Below are 20,219 nucleotides of genomic sequence, written 5' to 3' on the forward strand. Positions count from 1 at the left end.
GTGAACGGGTGCCGTCGCCCTGTTCATCGCGGCCGGAGGATTTTTCCGCATGCGGGTTCTGATACGACAACTGAGCTGGTTCATCATCGTCGGCTGCGCGGCCGCCGCCACCCACTGGCTGGTGGCCGTGGGCTGCGTGCGCGGCCTGGGCCTGCAGCCGTTGTGGGCCAACGTCATGGGTTGGGGCGTCGCTTTCGTCGTGTCGTTCAGCGGTCATTTCTTGCTTACCTTCCGGCATCAGGCCGGTGCCTGGCACGAAGCGGCACGCCGCTTCTTTTTCGTATCGGCGGGGGGATTCGCGGTCAACGAACTCTCCTACGCCTGGTTGTTGCACCATACCGAAGTGCGATACGACATCCTGCTGGCGGCCATCCTGGTGGGCATAGCCGTGCTCACCTTCGTGGTCAGCCGCCTGTGGGCGTTCCGCCGCAGTGCTGCCGCCTGAACGCATCCCCGGCTTCCATGTACCACAAGCTGCCGCGCGGCGCCTTGTACCGCGGCGCCTCGTCGCGCAGCATCGCATATTTGCCGAAGCTGTCGCCCGGGTCGGCCCAGATCCAGAAACCCTGGCCGTCCGGCGCCGCGCACATGCGCCGCCGCATTTCCGCCTCGGAGATCAGGAGCTGGCGCATGCGGGCCGGATCGAACATGCCGGCATCGTAAAGCTCCTTGCGCCAGTTGTCGCGCTTGGCGATGCCCGGGCGATCCCAGTCGTCCACCACCCAGGCCGGCTTGGCGCTGTGCAGGACCATGGGCAGGTCATAGGGGTAGAAACGCATCGCGATGAGGGTGTCGCCCGGCCGGAATTCGGCCCGCGCCTGGCGCCCGATGGCCACGTTGTTCGGCTTCGCATAGTGCGCGGCCAGGACGTTGGCCACCACGCACAGGACCGCCGCGCCCGATAAGGTCAGGCCTAGCGCGCGGGTCCGGCGGCCGGACGGGGCGTCGCCGCGGCCCAGGCCCGCGGCGATGACCTCGGCCACCAGGGCGGCCACCGCCGGGAGCACGGGCTGGATATAGCCCACCAGCTTGGACGCGGGGATCGAGAAGAACACCACGATCACGCCGAGCCAGCACAGCATGAGCCAGCGCACGTCGGCGGCGCTGGCGGGATCCGCGTTGACGGCCGCGCTGGCATCGGTATCGGTGCCGGCATCGGCCGCCGGCGCCTTGCGGACCGCGGCGGGATTGGCCCAGAACGCCTTGCGCAGGCAGCCGCCCAGCCAGAGCGTCCAGGGCAGCGCCAGGCCCAGCACCAGCGGCACATAGAACCAGAACGGCTGGACGTTGTTGAAGCCCGTGTCGGCGAAGCGGTCGAGCTGCTGGTAGATGAAGAAGTAATGCAGGAAATCCGGGAAGCGTTGCTGCATCGCCCAGAACCAGGGCAGCGCGACCGCCAGGAACACGACGATGACGGGCGGCCACAGCAGCACGGCCAGGCCGCGCCAGCGGCGGCGCAGCACGATCCAGAGCACCAGCACCGCGCCCGGCAGCACCACGCCGATGAGGCCCTTGGCCAGCACGCCCAGGGCCGCCAGCAGGCCCGTCAGCACCGACAGCGCGTGATAGCGCTGGCCCGCGCCGGCGCGCATCACCGCGGCGGCGCCGGACAGGATGGTCATGCCGATGAGGCCGGCCACCAGCGTATCCAGGTTGGCGAACTGCGCGCCGCCGAAGAAGAAGGGCTGGGTCAGCAAGGCCAGCAGGCCGATGACGGCCGTGGCTTCGCCGCGCCAGCGGCGCAGGAAGACATACAGCGCCATCGCCACGCCCCAGGCCGCCAGCCACGAAGGCAGGCGCGCGGCCCACACGCTGGGCCCGAACACGCTGTAGGCGGCCTCGGCCAGCCAGTAATAGAGCGGCGGCTTGTGGAAAAAAGGCATGCCGTTCAAGGTCGGCAGGAGATGCGAGCCGTGGCTCAGCATTTCCCAGGCGACGCCGCCGTAACGGCCTTCATCGGGCAGGGTCAGCGGGCGCAGCCAGGATAGCCAGAGCAGCCAGGCGCCCGAACCCAAAAAAATTGCCGCGCGCGGAGGCGCGGCCAGCAGACGCCGCAAGGCGCCTGTACCAGTACGAATCATTTGGCGGCCGGTTTCTCGGTGAAGACCTTTCCGCGCTGCTCACGCACGACATACAGCGGACGACCTTTCACCTCGTCGAAGATGCGGCCGACGTATTCGCCGACCACACCCAACGACAATAGATTGATGCCGGCAAAGAACATCAGGGCCGCCACGATGGTGGTCCAACCGGACAAGGGATTTCCATACAGCCAGAAATCGATGACCAGGTAGCAGCCGTAAGTGAACGAGAGCAGCGCGAACAACATGCCTATCATACTGACAACGCGCAGCGGCCAGGTGGTGAAGGCGGTCAGGCCGGCAAAAGCCAGCTTGAACAACTGGCGCGCGTTGAAGTGGCTGTCGCCATGGGCGCGCTCGGCGGGGCTGTAGGGCAGCGCCTCGGTCTTGAATCCTACCCAGGCGTACAGGCCCTTCATGAACCGGGTGCGCTCGGGCAACGCGTTCAGCGCCTGCACCACGCGGCGGTCCATCAGGCGGAAATCGCCCGCGTGCTCCGGCACCTGGACGCGGCGGCCATTGCTGAGCAGGCGGTAGAAGGCGCGCGCGCCCAGGCGCTTGGCCCAGTGCTCGTCGTCGCGATTCTCGCGCACCGCATAGACCATGTCGGCGCCGGCGCGCCAGCGCGCCAGCATTTCGGGGATCAGGGCCGGCGGGTGCTGCATGTCCGCGTCCAGGCAGATCACCACGTCGCCGGAAGTGCTCTCCAGGCCCGCGCTGAGCGCCGCTTCCTTGCCGAAGTTGCGCGAAAGCTGCACGTAGCGGATGCCGTCGACCGCCGTCCACTCCCGCATCATTTCGGGCGTGCCGTCCGTGCTGCCGTCGTCGGTCACCACCACTTCCCAGGACGTGCAGAGACGGCTGAGCATGGTGATGAGCGCAGGGAGCAGCACCCGGAGATTGGCGCTTTCGTTAAGGCAGGGGACGACACACGAGATCCGGATGTCATCGAGGTCTTCAGACCGGGGCGTTACTTCTGGCAACATACTAGGCAATAAAGCGCCGGTCCGCGATTCGATATGCATGATTCACCGCAAGGTAAAGGACTGCAGGCCCGCAGTATCGTCCCGACGTCGTTGAATTTTCATCAAACGCGATGCATGCCTGGCGGCGACATAATTTGAATTTTTAATATCTTTTTGTAATGCGCGTGGGCGCGCCGGCGTGCCCGCGCCGGCCCTCGCCCGTCCCGGAGGCCTGAGGTTTTCCCCTACTTCTCTCCTATTGCCACGCGCCGGATCAATCCGTAGGATCCGTAAACCGATTTAGTAAATCGATTTACCTAATTTCGAATCTACTGGATCTACCTGATTCGCCAGGGACCTCGAGTACTGGATCGCCCGATACCGGCCACCAAGGACCGGAACACATAACGACGACATTCAGGAGACAAAGCCATGAGGCTGACCCCGCCCCCGGCGCGCCCGTCGCGTCGCGCCTTCTTGCAGACCGCCGCCGCCGGCGCGGCCGCCCTCGCGGCGCCCCGCATCATGGCGGCGCCCGCCGCCGTGGCGCTGCGCTGCTCGTCCTCGCAACCCGCCGACCAGAGCGCCGCGCAGTTCATCTGGTACGAACGCTTCGCCGCCAACCTGCGCCAGTCCGTGGGCGAGCGCATCCGCGTCGACTTCTTCCCCAACGGCCAATTGGGCAAGGAGGCCGACGTCGTGCAGCAGGTGCGCCTGGGCTCGATCGACATGATGATCACCGGCAGCTCGATCTGGGCCACCGCCCTGCCGGAACTGGCCCTGCTCGACATGGGGTTCCTGTTCGATAGCTGGGACCACGTCAACAAGTCCATCGACGCCGGCGTCGGCGCGCAATTCGACAAGCTGCTGCAGACGCGCACCGGCTGCACCTTCCTGGGCTGGGGCAATCATTTCAACGCGCGCAGCGTCTACACCAAGAAGCCGGTGCTGCACGACGCCGATCTCAAGAACGTCAAGCTGCGCGTGCTGCCCACGCCCATCTTCGTGGAGACGTTCAAGCTGATGGGCGCCATCCCCACGCCCATTCCGGTCAACGAGCTGTACACCGCGGTGCAGACCGGCGTGGTCGACGGCTTCGAGCATGATGCCGCCACCGTGCTGTCGAGCAAATTCAACGAGGTGGTCAGCAACTGCTGGCTGACCAACCACCTGTTCAGCCCCTCCATCACCGCCATCGGCAAGCGCGGCCTGGCCAAGGTGCCCAAGGACCTGCTGCCGGCCTTCCACCAGGCCGCCAAGGACGCCGACACCTTCCAGCGCCAGGCCTCCGGCACCAAGGGCAAGGACGCCCTGGCGGCGCTGGAAAAAGCCGGCATCGCCTTCCATCCCATGGATCCGGGCGAGCGCCAGCGCATCCGCCAGACCATGGAAACCAAGCTGTGGCCCACGGTGACCGCGCAGTACCCGGTGACCAAGCCGATGCTGGACATCATCAACGCCCAGCGCGCCTGAAGGCAGCCGGCCGGAACGGGCCGGACTCGAAAAGAAAGCGCAAGGAGATGGAGACATGAGTTCACACGTCATGGCAAACGCCGCCGCGGCCGATGCCTCCCCGGCGGAGGCCGCGCAGGCAATGCACGGACACGGCGCGGCGGCCGCGCCGGCGCAGTGGCCCGCGCTGGCGCGCCTGTGCAAGGTGATCGAATACTTCTGCGCGGCGGTGCTGGCCGCCGACGTCGCGGTGGTGTTCGTCTCCGTCATCCTGCGCTACTTCCTGCACAGCCCGGTGGACTGGGCCGAGGAGGTCGCGCGCAACCTGATGGCGACGCTGGTGTTCCTCGGCGGCGCCACGGTGCTCACGCGCCGCCAGCACGTGGGCATCGAAGTGTTCCGCGGGATGCTGCCGCGCTCATGGCGCGAACCGGCCATCCAGCTCGGCGGCTGGACCGTGGCCGGCGTGTCGGCGGCGCTGCTGTATTCGTCCGTGCTGTTGCTGGAGGATTCGGTCAACGTGACCACGCCCATCGGCACGCCGCAATGGGTCAGCGTCCTGCCGGTCTGCGTCGGCGCGCTGTTCATGACGGTGGCCGGCATCGCCAACGCCGTCAGCGGCGCCACGCGCGCCACCTGGGCCACGCTGGCCGGCGCCGTCCTGCTGTGCCTGGCCGTCTGGGGCTGGAACGCGTTCGCGCCAGAAGCCTGGGTTATCCAGCCGTGGATGCTGCTGACCGTGGCCTTCGTCGCCAGCCTGGTCATGGGCGTGCCCATCGCCTTCGTGCTCGCGCTGTCCTCGCTGGTCTACTTCCTGGCCGAACCCAGCCTGCCCATGATCATCTATTCGCAGCAGGTGATGGCCGGCATGGACCACTTCGTGCTGCTGGCCATTCCCTTCTTCGTGCTGGCCGGCCTGATCATGGAAGCCAACGGCATGTCGTCGCGGCTGATCGAACTGCTGGTGCGCATGTTCGGCCGCGTGCGCGGCTCCATGAACCTGATCTCCATCCTCGCCACCGCCTTCTTCTCCGGCGTGTCCGGCTCCAAGCTGGCCGACATCGCCGCGGTCGGCGGCATCGTGGTGCCGGCCGTGCTCCGCACCAAGCAGGACGCCAACGAAACCGCCGCCGTGCTGGCCGCCTCGGCGGTGATGGCCGAAACCATACCGCCCTGCGTCAACCTCATCATCATGGGATTCGTCGCCAACATTTCCATCGGCGGCCTGTTCCTGGCCGGCCTGGTGCCGGCGGCCGTGCTCGCCACCGGGCTGTGCGCGATGGCCATCTGCTTCGGGCGCAAGATCGATCCGCGGCTGGCCTTCCCGCAGCGCATGGCGCTGCCCAAGCTGCTGGGCGGCGCGCTGATCGCGTTGGTCATGGTGGGGATGATAGGCAAGGGGGTGACCTCGGGCATCGCCACCTCCACCGAGGTCTCCGCCTTCGCCGTGGTCTACGCCCTGCTGGCCGGCGGCATCGCCTTCCGCGAATTGAACGCGCGCGCCATCGTCGCCCTGTTCGTCCGCGCCGCCTCGATGGCCGGCGGCATCCTGTTCATCATCGCCGCGGCGTCCAGCGTGGCCTTCGCCCTGACGGTGCAGCAACTGCCGACCTTTCTTTCCGGCACCCTGACCACCCTGGCCCACGACCACGGCAGCGTGGCCTTCGTGCTGGTGTCCGCCTTGCTGATGGTGATCTTCGGCGCCATCCTGGAAGGCGCGCCGGCCCTGATCATCTTCGGCCCGCTGCTCACGCCCATCGCCCAGCAGGTCGGCGTCAACCCGCTGCATTTCGGCACGGTGGTGGTGATCGCGATGGGCCTGGGGCTGTTCGCGCCGCCCTTCGGCCTGGGCCTGTTCGCCACCTGCGCCATGACCGGCACGCGGGTCGAACAGGTCGCCCGTCCCATGATCAAATACCTGGTGCTGCTGGCGATCATGCTGGTGGTGCTGATCTTCGTTCCAGCCATTTCGCTGTGGCTGCCGCGCCTGTTCAACATGGCGTAGGCGACGCCATCCTCCCATGAATCGACGCGGCGACCGCGATCTGAACCCGACGACCCTATGACGACTATCCAGGATGTGGCCGCGCTGGCCGGCGTTTCGGTGAGTTCGGTGTCCAACGTGCTCAACGGCCGCACCGAGCGGCTGGGACGCGAAACCTACCGGCGTGTCGAAGAGGCCATCCGCCAGCTCAACTACCGGCCCAACCTGGTGGCGCGCCAGCTCAAGACCGGCAACGCGCCGCTGCTCGGCCTGCTGGTGCCCTCCACCGCCAACCCGATGTTCGGCGAATTGGCGGTGCACGTGGAAAAGGCCGCCAGCGAGCGGCACGGCTATCGCGTCCTGCTGGGAAATACCCACCGCGACCCCGAACAGGAAGCGCGCATGTTCGACGACCTGCTGTCGCAGGGCGTGCGCGGCGTCATCCTGGCCTCGTCGCGCACCGACGAAGGCCACTTGAACAACGCCATCGGACGCGGGCTGGCGGTGGTCAGCTACGACCGCGGCGGCAACGGCGAGCCGGACTCGCGCATCGACCACGTCTCGCCCGACAACATGAAGGCGGCCCGCCTGGCGGTGGAGCACCTGGCCGAACAGGGCCACCGGCGGCTGGCCCTGGCGACGCCGGACGTCAAGACGATCAGCCGGACGCTCAAGCGCGCCGGCTTTCTCGACGCGGCCGCGGCGGCCGGGCTGGAGGACGAGGCGCAGGTCATCGAAGGCGCGACCAGCCCCGATTTCGGCGACTCCAGCCTGGCCGACGTCGGCTACCGCCTGGCCGGGCGCATCGCCGGCATGGCGCGGCGGCCCACCGCCATCATCACCATCAACGACATGATGGCGCTGGGCCTGATGGCCGGCCTCCAGGCGGCGGGCCTGTCGGTGCCGCGCGATATTTCCGTCGTCGGCATGGACAATCTGGTCCTGTGCGCCTACGTGAATCCGCCGCTGACCTCGGTCGACATGCCCAGCGGCGACATGGCGCGCTGCATGGTCGACATGCTGATGCAACGCCTGGCGCAACCGGATGCCCCGGCGCGCGAGGTCTTGTTCCAACCCTCGCTGGTGAAGCGCGCCTCGGTCGCGCCGCCACCGGCTGGCGCCCTGGGCGCCATCCCCCGTATCACCAGGAAGAAGAAGGCATGACCACCATTTTGCTGACCCATTCGCCGCTGGCGCGCGAGAACTACTACGGCGACGCCGCGCTACAGGCGCTGCGCGGCCTGGGCGAGGTGCGGCTGAACCCGGGCGCCGATCCCACCGATCCCGCCGATCTCGTGCGCCTGGCGCGGGGCTGCCGGATCATCGTTTCCAGCCGCGCCGCCGCCGCGCCGGCCCAGGTCTTCGAGGCCTTGCCCGACCTGGTGGCGTTCTGTCGCGTGGCGGTGGACATCCGCAATATCGACGTCGACGCCGCCAGCCGCCACGGCGTGCTGGTGACCCACGCCACGCCGGGCTTCGGCGCGTCGGTGTCGGAATGGATCGTCGGCGTCATGATCGACGCGGCGCGCGGCATCAGCCGGTCGGCCGCGGCCTACTGGCGCGGCGAGGCGCCCGCCATCGTCATGGGCCGCGAACTGCGCGGCGCCACGCTGGGCATCATCGGCCATGGCCATATCGGCGGCTACCTGGCGCCGCTGGCGCGCGCGCTCGGCATGCGCGTGACCGTCTCCGACCCCGCGCCGGCGCAGGACCCGGGCGACCTGCCGCGCCTGCCGCTGGAACAATTGCTGGCCGAGTCCGACTATGTGGTCTGCCTGGCGCCGGCCAATGCCCACACCGCCAATCTCATCGACGCGGCCGCGCTGCGCCGCATGAAGCGCGGCGCCTTCTTCATCAATGCCTCGCGCGGCGAACTGGTCGACGAGGACGCCCTGCGCCTGGCGCTGGACGAGGGCTGGATCGCCGGCTGCGCCATGGACGTGGGCCGCGCGCAGGACCAGATGCCCACGCCCGCGCTGGCCGGCCATCCGCGCGTCATCGCCACGCCGCACATCGGCGGCCTGACGCCGGCGGCCTCGGCGCACCAGGCCATGGACAGCGTGAACCAGGTCCGAGCCATCCTGCGCGGCGAAGCGCCGCCGCAGGCCGTCAATCTGGACAGCGCGACGCGCTTGCGTAGCCTGGCCGAGGAATCCCGATGAAGCAACCCGACATGAAGCAGCCCCGGCTCCAGCCGCCCGCCGGCGCCTGCGATTGCCACATCCACATCTACGAACTGCAGCGCTATCCGCTGGCGCCGACCGCCACCTTCGGGCCGCCGCAGGCCTCGTGGGACGACTATCTGCAAGTCCGCCGCGCGCTGGGCCTGGATCGCGCCGTCATCGTGCAGGCCACCGGCTACGGCTTCGACAACCGCTGCGCGCTGGAGGCGCTGCGCCTGTCGCAAGGCACGGCGCGCATGATCGCCACCCTGCGCGCCGACACGCCGATGGCGGAGCTGCGCGCGTTGCACGAAGCGGGCGTGCGCGGCGTGCGCTTCATGATGATTCCCGACAGCGGCGGCGTGATGCGCTGGGAAGATCTCGAACCCATGGCCCAGCGCATCGCCGAATTGGGCTGGGTCATCAATCTTCAACTGGATGGCCGCGAACTGCCCGTGTACGAGAAGCGGCTGGCCGCCCTGCCTTGCCAGCTCAGCCTGGACCACAACGGCAAGTACCTGACGCCGGTCGCGCCGTCGGATCCCAGCTTCCTTACGCTGTTGAGGCTGCTCGACCGCGGCCACGTCTGGGTCAAGCTGTCGGCGCCCTATGAGACCTCGCGTTCCGGGCCGCCGCGCTACGACGACGTGAGCGCGCTGGCCGGCGCCCTGGCCGCCGCGAATCCGGACCGCTGCCTGTGGGCGAGCAATTACCCGCATCCCGGCCGCGCGGACCGGCCGGACAACGCGGACATGCTGGACCTGCTGGCGCACTGGGCGCCGGCGGAGGCGGACCGGCGCAAGATCCTCGTCGACAACCCGGCGCGGCTGTACGGGTTCTGAGGGGGCGGGACATCACTGGCGGCAGGGGCGACACGAGCGTTGGCCGCTCCGGCTAAACGCTTTCTCCTTCTTATTCTGTACATATTTTGTACTTATCCTCGTCCACCTTTCCTAAAAATCTTCGGGTATTCCCTTAGAATAAACGCTTATCGCCCTGAGTTATAAATCGTCTTGTACTTTTTATGTATCACCAACAAGGCGAAGTAATGAAAATTGCGATTCTGGGTTGCGGCGAGGTCGGCCATTGCTACGCGCAGGCGTGGATGGCCGCGGGACACACCGTGAGCGCGGTCTGCGAGCTGCGGCAGGACGAGGACATGCAGGCCCGCGTCCGCTCATACGGCGCCGCGCTGCACGCCGCGCCCGGCCCCTGGTTGGCCGATGCCGACCTGGTCATGTCGGCCGTCTTCGGCCACGCCGCCCTGGGCGTCGCCGAACAGGCCCTGCCCCACCTGCGCGCCGACGCGCTGTACGCCGACTTCACCACCGCCAGCGCCGGCGACATGCGCGCGGCCGCGGCCGTCGCGGCGCGCCACGGCGTCGCGTTCGCCGACGTCGCCATCATGGGCGCCATCGTTTTGCTCGGCGCCGCCACGCCCTTGCTGTGCGCCGGCACCGGCGCCGAGGCCGTGGCGCGCTTCGCCGCTAGCAGCGGCGCGCCGGCGCGCGCCATCGCCGGCGAAGCGGGCGACGCGGTGCGCCTGAAGCTCCTGCGCAGCATCATGACCAAGGGCATGGAAAGCCTGACGGTGGAATGCCTGGTGGCCGCGGAAAGCATGGGCCTGCGCGACGCGCTCTACGAAGTGCTGTCCGACATCGACCGCACCCCCCTCACGGCCTTCATGGATTCCTTCCTGCGCTCGCACGTCCTGCACGCGCAGCGCCGCCTCGCGGAAGTGCGCGAAGCGCGCGACCAATTGACCGAGGCCGGCCTGCAACCCCTGGTGCTCAACGGCGTCGAAAGCCTGTTCGCGCGCACCTCGCAAGGCATCGAGGCCGCGCGCGCGGCGCGCGGCGGCAAGCCGCTGGACGTGCCGGATACCGTGCCCGCGCGCCTGGCGTGGCTGACCACGCTGGCGCGCCGGGAAACGCCCGCGGCATAACATGAGATGCCGGGATATACCCCATATGCGTCGCGTTCCCGGCGCGACCACAAGAACAAGCCCTTGAGAGGAAGACAATGCGATTCTTGAAAAACCTGGCCGCCGCGGCGGCGCTGACCCTTTGCGCCCTGCCCGCCCTACCCGTCCACGCGGCGGACCTGGGCGGCGCGCCCATCACCTTCATTTCCCCCTTCCCGCCCGGCGGCGGCACCGACCTGCTCACGCGCATGGTCGGCAACGCCATCGGCCAGGACACGCACTGGAACATCGTCGTCGAGAACAAGCCGGGCGCCGGCGGCAACCTGGCGCTGGACGCCACGGCGCGCGCGCGGCCGGACGGCCACACGCTGGTCATGGCGCAGACCGACAACATCGTGCTCAACCCCTGGCTCTACACCAAGCTGAGCTACGACGTGTTCAAGGACTTCCGTCCGGTGGGCCTGGCCGCCTCCTCGCCCAGCGTCTTCGTGGTGCTGCCGGACTCGCCCTACAAGAACATCGCCGACGTCGTGCAGGCCGCCAAGGCCAAGCCCGGCCAGATCTCGCTGGGCATCCCCGGCATCGGCGGCAGCGGCGACCTGATCGGCCACCTGTGGGGCAAGGCCGCCGGCATGGAGCTGATGCACGTGCCCTATCGCGGCTGGGGCCAGGCCTTTCCCGACCTGATGAGCGGCCGCATCGCCGTCTACACGGGATCGGTCGCCACCCTGCTCCCGCAGATCCGCAGCGGCAAGGTGCGCGCGCTGGCGGTGGTCGCGGCCTCGCGCTCGCCCGCCCTGCCGGACGTGCCCACCTTCGCCGAAAGCGGCTTCAAGACGATCACCCAGACGATCTGGTGGGGCCTGTTCGCCCCCGGCAAGACGCCCGACGACGTGATCGCCACCCTGAACACCGAGCTGAACCGCGCGCTGGCGCAACCCGAACTGGTGAAGAAGCTGGAAGAGGCCGGCTACAGCGTCATGAAGGGCTCTCCCGACGATCTCGCCAGGCAACTGCGGGCCGACCACGACATCTTCGGCAAGGTCGTGCAGGAAGCCGGCATTCCCAAGCAATAACCCAGGAGCCATCATGATCGGATTCGCCATACACACCCGCCAGCGCGCCGTCAGCCCCGACGCCGTGGCCCGCTTTCGCGACATCCCCGTCGCCAACGTCAGCGACTGCATGTCGCGCATGAGCGCGGGCGGCGCCCGCCTGCGCCCCATGCACGACGGCACGCCCATGGCCGGACCGGCGCTGACCGTGCGCTGCCGTCCCGGCGACAACCTGCTGGTGCACAAGGCGCTGGACCTGGCCGCGCCGGGCGACGTCATCGTGGTCGACGCGGGCGGCGACCTGACCAATGCCATCATCGGCGAAATCATGGCCGCCTACGCGGCGACGCGCGGCGTGGCCGGCATCGTGATCAACGGCGCGATCCGCGACGCCGCCACGCTGCGGCAAGGCGCGCTGCCGGTCTATGCCGCCGGCGTGACCCACCGCGGTCCCTACAAGGACGGCCCCGGCGTCATCAACGGCCCGATCGCGCTGGACGGCATGACCATCGAACCGGGCGACCTGATCCTGGGCGACGACGACGGCCTGCTCTGCGTGCCTTACGACGAGGTCGAGGAGCTGTACCAGGCCTCCAGCGCCAAGCACAAGGCGGAACTGGAGATGCTGGCGCAGATCGCCGCGGGCAAGCTGGATACGTCGTGGATCGACGCGCGTCTCGCGGCCCAGGGCTGCGCGGTGAAGTAAGGTCCGCTGGCCGCCGCGCACCGGCCGGTGCGGCAAGGTCATCGGCGTAAGGCAAGGCCCCGCCGGCGGGGATCGTGGACGCGATCAGCCCCTGGCCGGCGCCTTTCCCTTGCGCTGGCCGCGAAACAGCAGGTGGGTCGCCGACAGGTGAAAGCGCATGGCGGTCTCGGCGTGCGCCGCGTCGCCCGCCCGCAAGGCGGCGATGATGTCGCGGTGGTGCTCCACGCTGCGCAGCATGTCCTCGCGGCTGTAGAAGTAGAAGGAGCCGATGATGATGGGCAGGTCGAGCAGGCTGTCCACCAGCGAGCGCACGCGCGCCGATTGCGCCGCCGCCAGCAGGGCATGATGAAAACGGTTGTTGAGCTTCTGCACCCGGTCCACGCGGTCGGCGTCGTCCGATTCGGCGGCTTCTTTCATGCCGCGGTTGATGGCTTCCAGCTCGTCGATCTGCTCCGGGGTGGCGCGCTGCGCGGCCACGCCGGCGGCATAGGGTTCGAGCAGCAGCCGCAGCGCGAACGCCTCGTCGATATCGCGGTCCAGCCAGCCCAGCACCACCGTCCCGCGCCGGCCGTCGCGCTTGACCAGGCCGTCGGCCTCCAGGCGCTCGATGGCCTGGCGCACCGGCGTGCGGCTGACATCCAGTTCCTTCGCGATGCGTTCCTCGCGCAGCTTTTCACCGGGCAGGAAAGCGCCCGCCATCAGGCGGCGGCGTAATTCTCCATAAACCAGGTCGCGGGCGCTGGGCATCGGTGCTCGGGCAGGGCCGGAGATCGCTCTCCGGCCCGCTTGCCTGATCTGACGATCAAGGCATCGCGTACCTTACGCGCCGATCGACTCCAGCACCGCGTTCAGCGTGGCGCTGGGGCGCATGGCCTTGCTGGTCTTGCCGGTGTCGGGACGGTAGTAGCCGCCGATGTCCACCGGCTTGCCCTGCGTGGCGGCCAGTTCCTGGACGATCTTGGCTTCGTTCTCGGTCAGGGCCTTGGCCACCGGCGCGAACTTCGCCTGCAGGTCCTTGTCCTCGGTCTGCTCGGCCAGGGCCTGGGCCCAGTAGAGCGCCAGGTAGAAGTGGCTGCCGCGGTTGTCCAGGCCGCCGACCTTGCGGGCGGGCGACTTGTCGTTGTCCAGGAACTTGCCGGTGGCGGCGTCCAGGGTCTTGGCCAGCACGTTGGCCTTGGCGTTCTTGTAGGTGTTGCCCAGGTGCTCCAGCGAAGCGGCCAGGGCCATGAATTCACCCAGCGAATCCCAGCGCAGGAAGCCTTCCTCGACGAACTGCTGCACGTGCTTGGGCGCCGAACCGCCCGCGCCGGTCTCGAACAGGCCGCCGCCCGCCATCAGCGGAACGATGGACAGCATCTTGGCGCTGGTGCCCAGTTCCATGATGGGGAACAGGTCGGTCAGGTAATCGCGCAGCACGTTGCCGGTCACCGAGATGGTGTCCTTGCCGGCGCGGATGCGTTCCAGCGAGAACTTGGTAGCCTCGACCGGCGACAGGATGCGGATGTCCAGGCCCTTGGTGTCGTGGTCCTTCAGGTAGCGCTCGACCTTGGCGATGAGCTGGGCGTCGTGGGCGCGGTTCTTGTCCAGCCAGAACACGGCCGGGACGCCGGTGGCGCGGGCGCGCGAGACGGCCAGCTTGACCCAGTCCTGCACCGGGGCGTCCTTGGTCTGGCACATGCGGAAGATGTCGCCGGTTTCGACGGGCTGCTCCAGCAGCACCTTGCCGGCGCCGTCGGTGACGCGCACCACGCCGTCGGCCGGGATCTGGAAGGTCTTGTCGTGCGAACCGTATTCCTCGGCGGCCTGGGCCATCAGGCCGACGTTGGGCACGCTGCCCATGGTGACCGGATCGAAGGGACCGTTCTTCTTGCAGTCCTCGATGACGGCCTGGTAGACGCCGGCGTAGCAGCGGTCCGGAATCACGGCCTTGGTGTCGTGCAGTTGGCCGTCCGGGCCCCACATGCGGCCGGAGTCGCGGATCATGGCCGGCATGGACGCGTCGACGATGACGTCGCTGGGCACGTGCAGGTTGGTGATGCCCTTGTCCGAGTTGACCATGGCCAGTTGCGGATGGTCGGCGTACAGGGCCTTGATGTCGGCTTCGATTTCAGCCTGCTTGGCGGCCGGCAGGTCCTTCAGCTTGGCGTACAGGTCGCCGATGCCGTTGTTGGGGTCGAAACCGACCTGCTTGAGCGCGTCGGCGTGCTTGGTCAGCACGTCCTTGTAGAACACGGACACGGCGTGGCCGAAGATGATGGGGTCGGAGACCTTCATCATGGTGGCCTTCAGGTGCACCGAGAACAGCACGCCCTTGGCCTTGGCGTCGGCGACTTCCTTTTCCAGGAAGCTGCGCAGGGCCTTCTTGCTCAGCACCGAGGCGTCGATGACTTCGCCGACCTTGACCGGGGTCTTTTCCTTCAGCACCGTGGCGGCGCCGTCCTTGCCGACCAGTTCGATCTTGACGTTGCCGGCGTCGGCGATCAGGGCCGACTTTTCACTGCCGAAGAAGTCGCCGCTTTCCATGTGGGAGACGTGCGACTTGGAGTCGGCGGTCCAGGCGCCCATCTTGTGGGGATGCTTGCGGGCATAGTTCTTGACCGACAGCGGCGCGCGGCGGTCGGAGTTGCCTTCGCGCAGCACGGGATTCACGGCGCTGCCCTTGACCTTGTCGTAGCGGGCCTTGACGTCCTTGTCGGTGTCGTTCTTGACCTCGTCCGGGTAGTCCGGCAGCTTGTAGCCCTGCGCCTGCAGTTCCTTGATCGCGGCCTTCAACTGCGGGATCGAGGCGCTGATGTTGGGCAGCTTGATGATGTTGGCTTCGGGACGGGTGGCCAGTTGGCCCAGCTCGGCCAGCGCGTCCGACTGCTTCTGGGCGTCGGTCAGGTACTCGGGGAAAACGGCGACGATGCGGCCCGCCAGCGAAATATCGCGCGTCTCCAGCACGACGCCGGAGGGGCGGGTGAAGGCCTGGACGATGGGCAACAGCGAATACGTTGCCAGCGCCGGCGCTTCGTCAGTGAGGGTGTAAATGATCTTCGACGTAGTAGACATTTTTCTCGTAGCCCTGACTCGATTTAAGGGATTGCCAGAATTCTTGTGATGACGCGGAGTCGGCGGATCGATCGTTCGGAAAGCCGGGGGATCGCATCGATGGGAATCGGAAGCGGGGGACGGGCATGCCGACGGCTGCCACGGCAGGGGAACGGATACCGGCAAACCGTATCCGAGACCGCCGGGGCGGACCTGTTCGCCAGGGTCGAACCTGGACTCACACAGCGGTGTAAGAGTGTATCACCGACTTTCCCGAGGGCCGGAGGCGTTTTCCGAGCGACATGTCCATCGGTTTTCAGCCTCCGGAAAGGCGCGGCGCGCCTCGCGCGGCCGCCGCGCGCATGTCCTCCGCGCGGTGACGCGGAAGCCGCGTTCCGGCATCCCCTTGCCGCGGCCATCGGCGCATTGCCCGAACGGGCCAAATCAACTATAAATCAGCTCTAAATAGAAATCATTCTTAACAATTATCCGCCGTCCAAGCGTGTTCGCCCGGTCCAGGAGAGGCCATGCAGCCAGCCGAACTTTCCATGCAGGAGGAAGTGCGAGCCCTCTACGTCGACCATCACGGTTGGCTGTTCGGATGGCTGCGCCGGCGCCTGGGAAACGCGGCGGACGCCGCCGACCTGGCGCACGACGCCTTTGTCCGGCTGATGGCCAAGTCCGCGCCGGCGCGTTTCAGCTCGGCCGGGGAAGCGCGCGGCTACCTGCGCACGACGGCGCAGAACCTGTGCATCAATCTCTGGCATCGCCAGGAGATAGAACGCGCATGGCTGGAAACGCTGGCTGCCCGGCCCGAGGCCAGCTACCCCTCCGCCGAGCGCCAGGCCATGGTGCTGCAAGCGCTGTACGAGATCGGCGCCATGCTGCGCGCCCTGCCCGAGAAGACCGGCCAGGCCTTCGTGCTGACCGTGGCCTGCCGGATGACCGACGCGGAGGTCGCCGCCGAGCTGGGCGTATCGGACCGCACCGCGCGGCGCTACGTGGCGCAGGCGATGCTGGAATGCCTCAAGCTGCGCGCCCGCCACGCCCTGTCCGAGCCGCGGCAGGACGGGCGCGGCTGAACGTCCATGTCCGGAAATGCTCTCGCTTCGGAGTCGCGCTTTTCCCAAACGCAGGCGCCCTCGCACGCCGTCCTGGAACAAGCCGCCGAGTGGTACGCGCTGCTCTGTTCCCAACATGTGAACGACAGCGATAAAGCCCGGTGGCAGGAATGGCTGCGCGCGGCCGCCGAGCACCGCACCGCGTGGCGCTACGTGGAAGACATCGGCAGCCGCTTCGCGCCGCTCCAGGAAGCGGGCGATGCGCGGCTGGCCGCCGACGCCTTGACGCAGGCCAACACGCGGTTTCGCCGGCGCCGCCGCGCGCTGGCCGGCATCGCGGTGACGGGCGGCGCCGGCGCGCTGGCATGGCTTGCCTGGCGCAATGCGCTGCTGCCGGACGCGATACTGGCATGGGCCGCCGACTATCGCACCGGCGTCGGGGCGCAGCGGGACGTGGTCCTGAGCGACGGCACGCGGATCTGGCTGAACACGGCGAGCGCCATCGACGTGTCCTACACCGCCGACCGGCGCCTGGTCACCCTGGTGGCGGGAGAGATCTTCATCGCCACGGCCGCGGATCGCGCGCGGCCCTTCCTGGTGGACACCGCGCAAGGCCGGCTGCGCGCATTGGGCACGCGGTTCAACGTGCTGCAGGACAACGGCCAGACCCGCATGGCCGTGTACGAGGGCGCCGTCGAAATCCGCACGAAATCGACCCGGGCCGTGACCGTCATCGAGGCGGGCCGCCAGGCCGTCTTCACCCGCGACGCCGTGACGCAGACCTCGCCGGCCGACGCCGCCCGCGAGGCATGGACCAGCGGCCTGCTGGTGGCGCGCGATCTATCGCTGCGCGAAGTCGTGGCCGAACTGCGCCGTTACCGCAACGGCCATATCGGACTGGCGGACGAAATCGCCGGCCTGAAGGTGTATGGAAACTTCCCCGTGCGCGACACCGATCACGCGCTCGCCATGCTGGCCACGGCGCTTCCCATCCGCGTCCATCGGACGCTGCCGTGGTGGGTCAGCATCGAACCTCGCCGATAAGGCCTCTTCGATAAGGCCTCCTGCCGTCCGGGCTTGTCCGTGGGCCGCCTCGCCGCCCGGCAATGGCCATACCCATGTCCATGTCCATGTTCATGTCCGTGAAAAAAAATAATCATCGAGAAATCATGGCCTTGCGGCATCCCGGCGCGAAAAGCCGCAAAAACCCTGTCCGCTTTTCTGCCCTTCGCTGGTTTAACCCATCAGGAAGGGACTCCGGCTTGCCGGCCGCGCGGCGATCGCAGGGCGCAAGGCATGACGAAACGTCTTCCTTCCTCGCCATGACCACTATGTTGAAGGAATTGCCTTATGTCCCGACTTTCCCAGAGCGCCCTGGCCTGGACGGCGCCGCTGCTCGTGTTCGCGAGCGCCGCCGCATGCGCCGGCTGGGCATCCGACGCGCAAGCGCAGGCGCGTCCCGCGCCCCGTTCCGGCCCCCAGGCGAACAGCGCCCGGGATTACGACATCCCGGCGGGTCCCCTGCGCGACGCGCTGCTGCGGTTCTCGGCAGCCGCCGGCGTCTATCTCGTCGGCGCCAGCGAACAGGCCCAAGGCAAGGCCAGTCCGGGACTCAGGGGCAGGTACACCACCGACGCGGGCTTCGCCGCATTGCTCGCGGGCACGGGGCTGGAGGCCTACCGGCAGCCTGACGGCAGCTATGGACTGCGCCCGGCGCCGCCCGCGCCGGCGGCGGTGGCCACGCTGGAACCCGTCACCGTCACCGCCGGCCGGGACCATGCGCTGCCGCCGCCCTACGCGGGCGGCCAGATCGCCGCGGGCGGCCGCCTGGGTTTCCTCGGCAACAAGGACGTCATGGACACGCCGTTCAACAGCGTCACCTACACCGAGAGCCTGATCCGGGACCAGCAGGCCAAGTCGGTATCGGACGTGCTGGCGAACAATCCTTCGGTGCGCATCTTCTATCCCGACAACGACGGATCGACCGACTTCTTCATCCGCGGCAACAAGGTATCGCAGCTCGACATCGCCTACGACGGCCTGTACGGCATCGGGACGCCCGGCATCGAATCGATAGAACGCATCGACGTCCTGATCGGCGCCAACGCCCTGCTCAATGGCCTGGGGCCGATAGGCGGCGTGGGCGGGATGATCAACCAGGTGCCCAAGAACGCCCTGGAGACGCCCTTGAACCGGATTTCATTCGGCTATATCTCCACGGGCCAGTTCGGCACCACGGTCGACCTGAGCCGCCGCCTCGGCCCGGACAATCATTTCGGCATCCGCTTCACCGGCGCCTACCGCGACGGCGACATGGCGGGCGACCATCAATCCCAGAAGGTGGGAACGGCGACCCTGGCACTGGATTGGCGAGGCGAGAACGTGCGCCTGTCCACCCACTTCGGCTATCGGGAAAACGACACGCAGTCGCCGGCCCGCACCACCTACCTGCTCTCCAACGCTTTCCACATTCCCGCGCCGCCGGACGACCCGAGACGCAATTGGCAGAACGACTGGTCTTACGACAATACGCGGACGACGTTCGCGACGGCCCGCGGCGAGGTCGACATCACGCCCGACGTCACCGCCTATGCCGCGGTCGGCGGCTCGCGGTTCCGGGAGGAACAGTTGTTCTCCAACACCTTCCTGCTGGACGGCGACGGCAACATCGCGCAGCGCCAGGTGTATTGGCCGCTGTACCGCGACAGCGTCTCCGCCGAAGCCGGCGTGCGGGGCACGCTGCATACGGGCAGCGTGAAGCATGACTGGTCGGTCGCGGTATCCGGGATGCACGTGAGCAACGGCATTGCGCAGAACGTGCTGGCGACCACCTATTCCAATATCTACGACCCGGTTTTCATTTCCAAGCCCAGCATCGCCGGTCTGGCTCGCGCCGGCGACGTCCCCAAGACCGGGGAAACCTCGCTGTCCGGGATCGCCGTGGCCGATACGCTGTCCTTCGCCGGGGACAAGGTCCAGTTGACCCTGGGCGCGCGGCAGCAGAACGTGAACGCCAAGTCCTTCTCGGACACCACGGGCGAGCAGCTCACCCGCTACGACAAGAGCGCCGTCACGTATGCGGCGGGCCTGAACCTGCGGCCGACGCGGAAGCTGTCGCTGTACGCGAACTATATCGAGGGCCTCCAGCAAGGCGGCACGGTGCCCGCCGGATACGCGAACAGCGGCTCGGTCCTGCGGCCCTTCTTGTCGAAACAGTATGAGGTCGGCGCCAAGTACGACTTCGGCGGCCTGCTGGCGACCTTGAGCGCCTACCAGGTCACCACGCCGAACGGCCAGGCCGACGGGCTGGTCTATACGTCCGACGGCAAGCAGAAGACCAAGGGACTGGAGCTCAACGTCTACGGCGAAGTCACGCGCGACGTGCGCGTGCTGGGCGGCATGGCCCTGATAGACGCGCGCCAGACCCGCACCGCCAACGGCGCCAACGACGGCAAGAAAGTGAACGGGGCGTCGGACGTGCAGGTCAATCTCGGCGCCGAGTGGGACCCGGGCATCCTGCCCGGCCTGACGCTCAGCGGCCGGGGCATATACACGGGGCCTCAATATATCGACGCCGGCAACCAGCAGTCCATACCGAGCTGGATCCGCTACGACGCCGGCCTGCGCTACCAGACCACGCTCGCCGGCCGCCAGACCGTCGTCCGCTTCAACGTCGAGAACATCGCCAACAAGAGCTACTGGATAGGCGGGCAAGGCTATCTGATGCAAGGCCGCCCGCGCACCTATATGTTGTCGGTCAGCGTCGATATGTAGGAAGACGGCGCGTATGCCCGGCGGC

General features: G+C 67.8%; 16 protein-coding genes. 12 read left to right on the forward strand and 4 right to left on the reverse strand.

The genetic code is table 11. From position 1 onward, the window contains the following. Positions 1-49: 49 nt before the first annotated feature. Positions 50-445: a GtrA family protein gene (locus tag CAL29_RS31740; RefSeq protein WP_179284193.1), complete on the forward strand. Its 396-nt coding sequence runs from the start codon at positions 50-52 to the stop codon at positions 443-445. Here the strand turns inward: CAL29_RS31740 and CAL29_RS26330 are convergent. Beyond that, entirely contained in the window at positions 405-2,081 is a 1,677-nt protein-coding gene (locus CAL29_RS26330; RefSeq protein ID WP_094855857.1) for an ArnT family glycosyltransferase, read from the reverse strand. The two genes, CAL29_RS31740 and CAL29_RS26330, sit on opposite strands and share 41 nt — an antisense overlap. After that, positions 2,078-3,067, reverse strand: coding sequence for a glycosyltransferase family 2 protein (locus tag CAL29_RS26335; protein ID WP_256977756.1), 990 nt, complete (start codon positions 3,065-3,067; stop codon positions 2,078-2,080). The genes CAL29_RS26330 and CAL29_RS26335 overlap by 4 nt, the downstream gene beginning before the upstream one ends. A 411-nt stretch (positions 3,068-3,478) precedes the next feature. Between CAL29_RS26335 and CAL29_RS26340 the strand changes: the two genes are divergently transcribed. The 8 genes from CAL29_RS26340 to CAL29_RS26375 all read left to right on the forward strand — a co-directional run bounded on the left by CAL29_RS26340 (position 3,479) and on the right by CAL29_RS26375 (position 12,329). Beyond that, positions 3,479-4,519: a TRAP transporter substrate-binding protein gene (locus tag CAL29_RS26340; RefSeq protein ID WP_094855859.1), complete on the forward strand. Its 1,041-nt coding sequence runs from the start codon at positions 3,479-3,481 to the stop codon at positions 4,517-4,519. Between the two features lie 55 nt (positions 4,520-4,574). Next, complete coding sequence (locus CAL29_RS26345) at positions 4,575-6,503, forward strand: TRAP transporter large permease (RefSeq protein ID WP_373559815.1); 1,929 nt, start codon at positions 4,575-4,577, stop codon at positions 6,501-6,503. A gap of 57 nt (positions 6,504-6,560) precedes the next feature. Next, positions 6,561-7,646 carry a LacI family DNA-binding transcriptional regulator gene (locus tag CAL29_RS26350; RefSeq protein ID WP_094855860.1) on the forward strand — a complete coding sequence of 362 codons (1,086 nt, stop codon included), beginning with the start codon at positions 6,561-6,563 and terminating at the stop codon, positions 7,644-7,646. Further along, complete coding sequence (locus CAL29_RS26355) at positions 7,643-8,644, forward strand: NAD(P)-dependent oxidoreductase (protein WP_094855861.1); 1,002 nt, start codon at positions 7,643-7,645, stop codon at positions 8,642-8,644. Before CAL29_RS26350 ends, CAL29_RS26355 begins: the two co-directional genes overlap by 4 nt. Then, positions 8,641-9,486, forward strand: a complete 846-nt coding sequence (locus tag CAL29_RS26360; RefSeq protein WP_256977757.1) for an amidohydrolase family protein — start codon at positions 8,641-8,643, stop codon at positions 9,484-9,486. The genes CAL29_RS26355 and CAL29_RS26360 overlap by 4 nt, the downstream gene beginning before the upstream one ends. Before the next feature lie 206 nt (positions 9,487-9,692). Beyond that, on the forward strand, positions 9,693-10,589 hold the full coding sequence (locus CAL29_RS26365; protein ID WP_094855862.1) for an NAD(P)-dependent oxidoreductase: 897 nt from the start codon (positions 9,693-9,695) through the stop codon (positions 10,587-10,589). Positions 10,590-10,666: 77 nt separating this feature from the next. After that, positions 10,667-11,644: a Bug family tripartite tricarboxylate transporter substrate binding protein gene (locus CAL29_RS26370; protein ID WP_094855863.1), complete on the forward strand. Its 978-nt coding sequence runs from the start codon at positions 10,667-10,669 to the stop codon at positions 11,642-11,644. Between the two features lie 13 nt (positions 11,645-11,657). Then, the gene (locus CAL29_RS26375) at positions 11,658-12,329 is read left to right on the forward strand and encodes an RraA family protein (RefSeq protein ID WP_094855864.1); all 672 of its coding nucleotides are present in this window, start codon (positions 11,658-11,660) and stop codon (positions 12,327-12,329) included. 84 nt (positions 12,330-12,413) lie between these two features. Here CAL29_RS26375 and CAL29_RS26380 read toward each other — a convergent pair whose 3' ends face one another. Together CAL29_RS26380 and CAL29_RS26385 are read right to left on the reverse strand one after the other, a co-directional pair. Then, entirely contained in the window at positions 12,414-13,076 is a 663-nt protein-coding gene (locus CAL29_RS26380; protein ID WP_094855865.1) for a GntR family transcriptional regulator, read from the reverse strand. Between the two features lie 72 nt (positions 13,077-13,148). Beyond that, positions 13,149-15,380, reverse strand: coding sequence for an NADP-dependent isocitrate dehydrogenase (locus tag CAL29_RS26385; RefSeq protein WP_094855866.1), 2,232 nt, complete (start codon positions 15,378-15,380; stop codon positions 13,149-13,151). Positions 15,381-15,886: 506 nt separating this feature from the next. Here CAL29_RS26385 and CAL29_RS26390 point away from each other — a divergent pair. The 3 genes from CAL29_RS26390 (at position 15,887) to CAL29_RS26400 (ending at position 20,194) form a co-directional block, all read left to right on the forward strand. Next, positions 15,887-16,441, forward strand: a complete 555-nt coding sequence (locus tag CAL29_RS26390; protein WP_218831898.1) for a sigma-70 family RNA polymerase sigma factor — start codon at positions 15,887-15,889, stop codon at positions 16,439-16,441. A 6-nt stretch (positions 16,442-16,447) separates the two neighbouring features. Continuing rightward, on the forward strand, positions 16,448-17,464 hold the full coding sequence (locus CAL29_RS26395; protein ID WP_094855867.1) for a FecR domain-containing protein: 1,017 nt from the start codon (positions 16,448-16,450) through the stop codon (positions 17,462-17,464). A gap of 306 nt (positions 17,465-17,770) precedes the next feature. Continuing rightward, on the forward strand, positions 17,771-20,194 hold the full coding sequence (locus CAL29_RS26400) for a TonB-dependent receptor (RefSeq protein WP_094855868.1): 2,424 nt from the start codon (positions 17,771-17,773) through the stop codon (positions 20,192-20,194). Positions 20,195-20,219 lie beyond the last annotated feature (25 nt).

The organism is Bordetella genomosp. 10, assembly GCF_002261225.1.
Taxonomy (GTDB): Bacteria; Pseudomonadota; Gammaproteobacteria; order Burkholderiales; family Burkholderiaceae_B; genus Bordetella_C.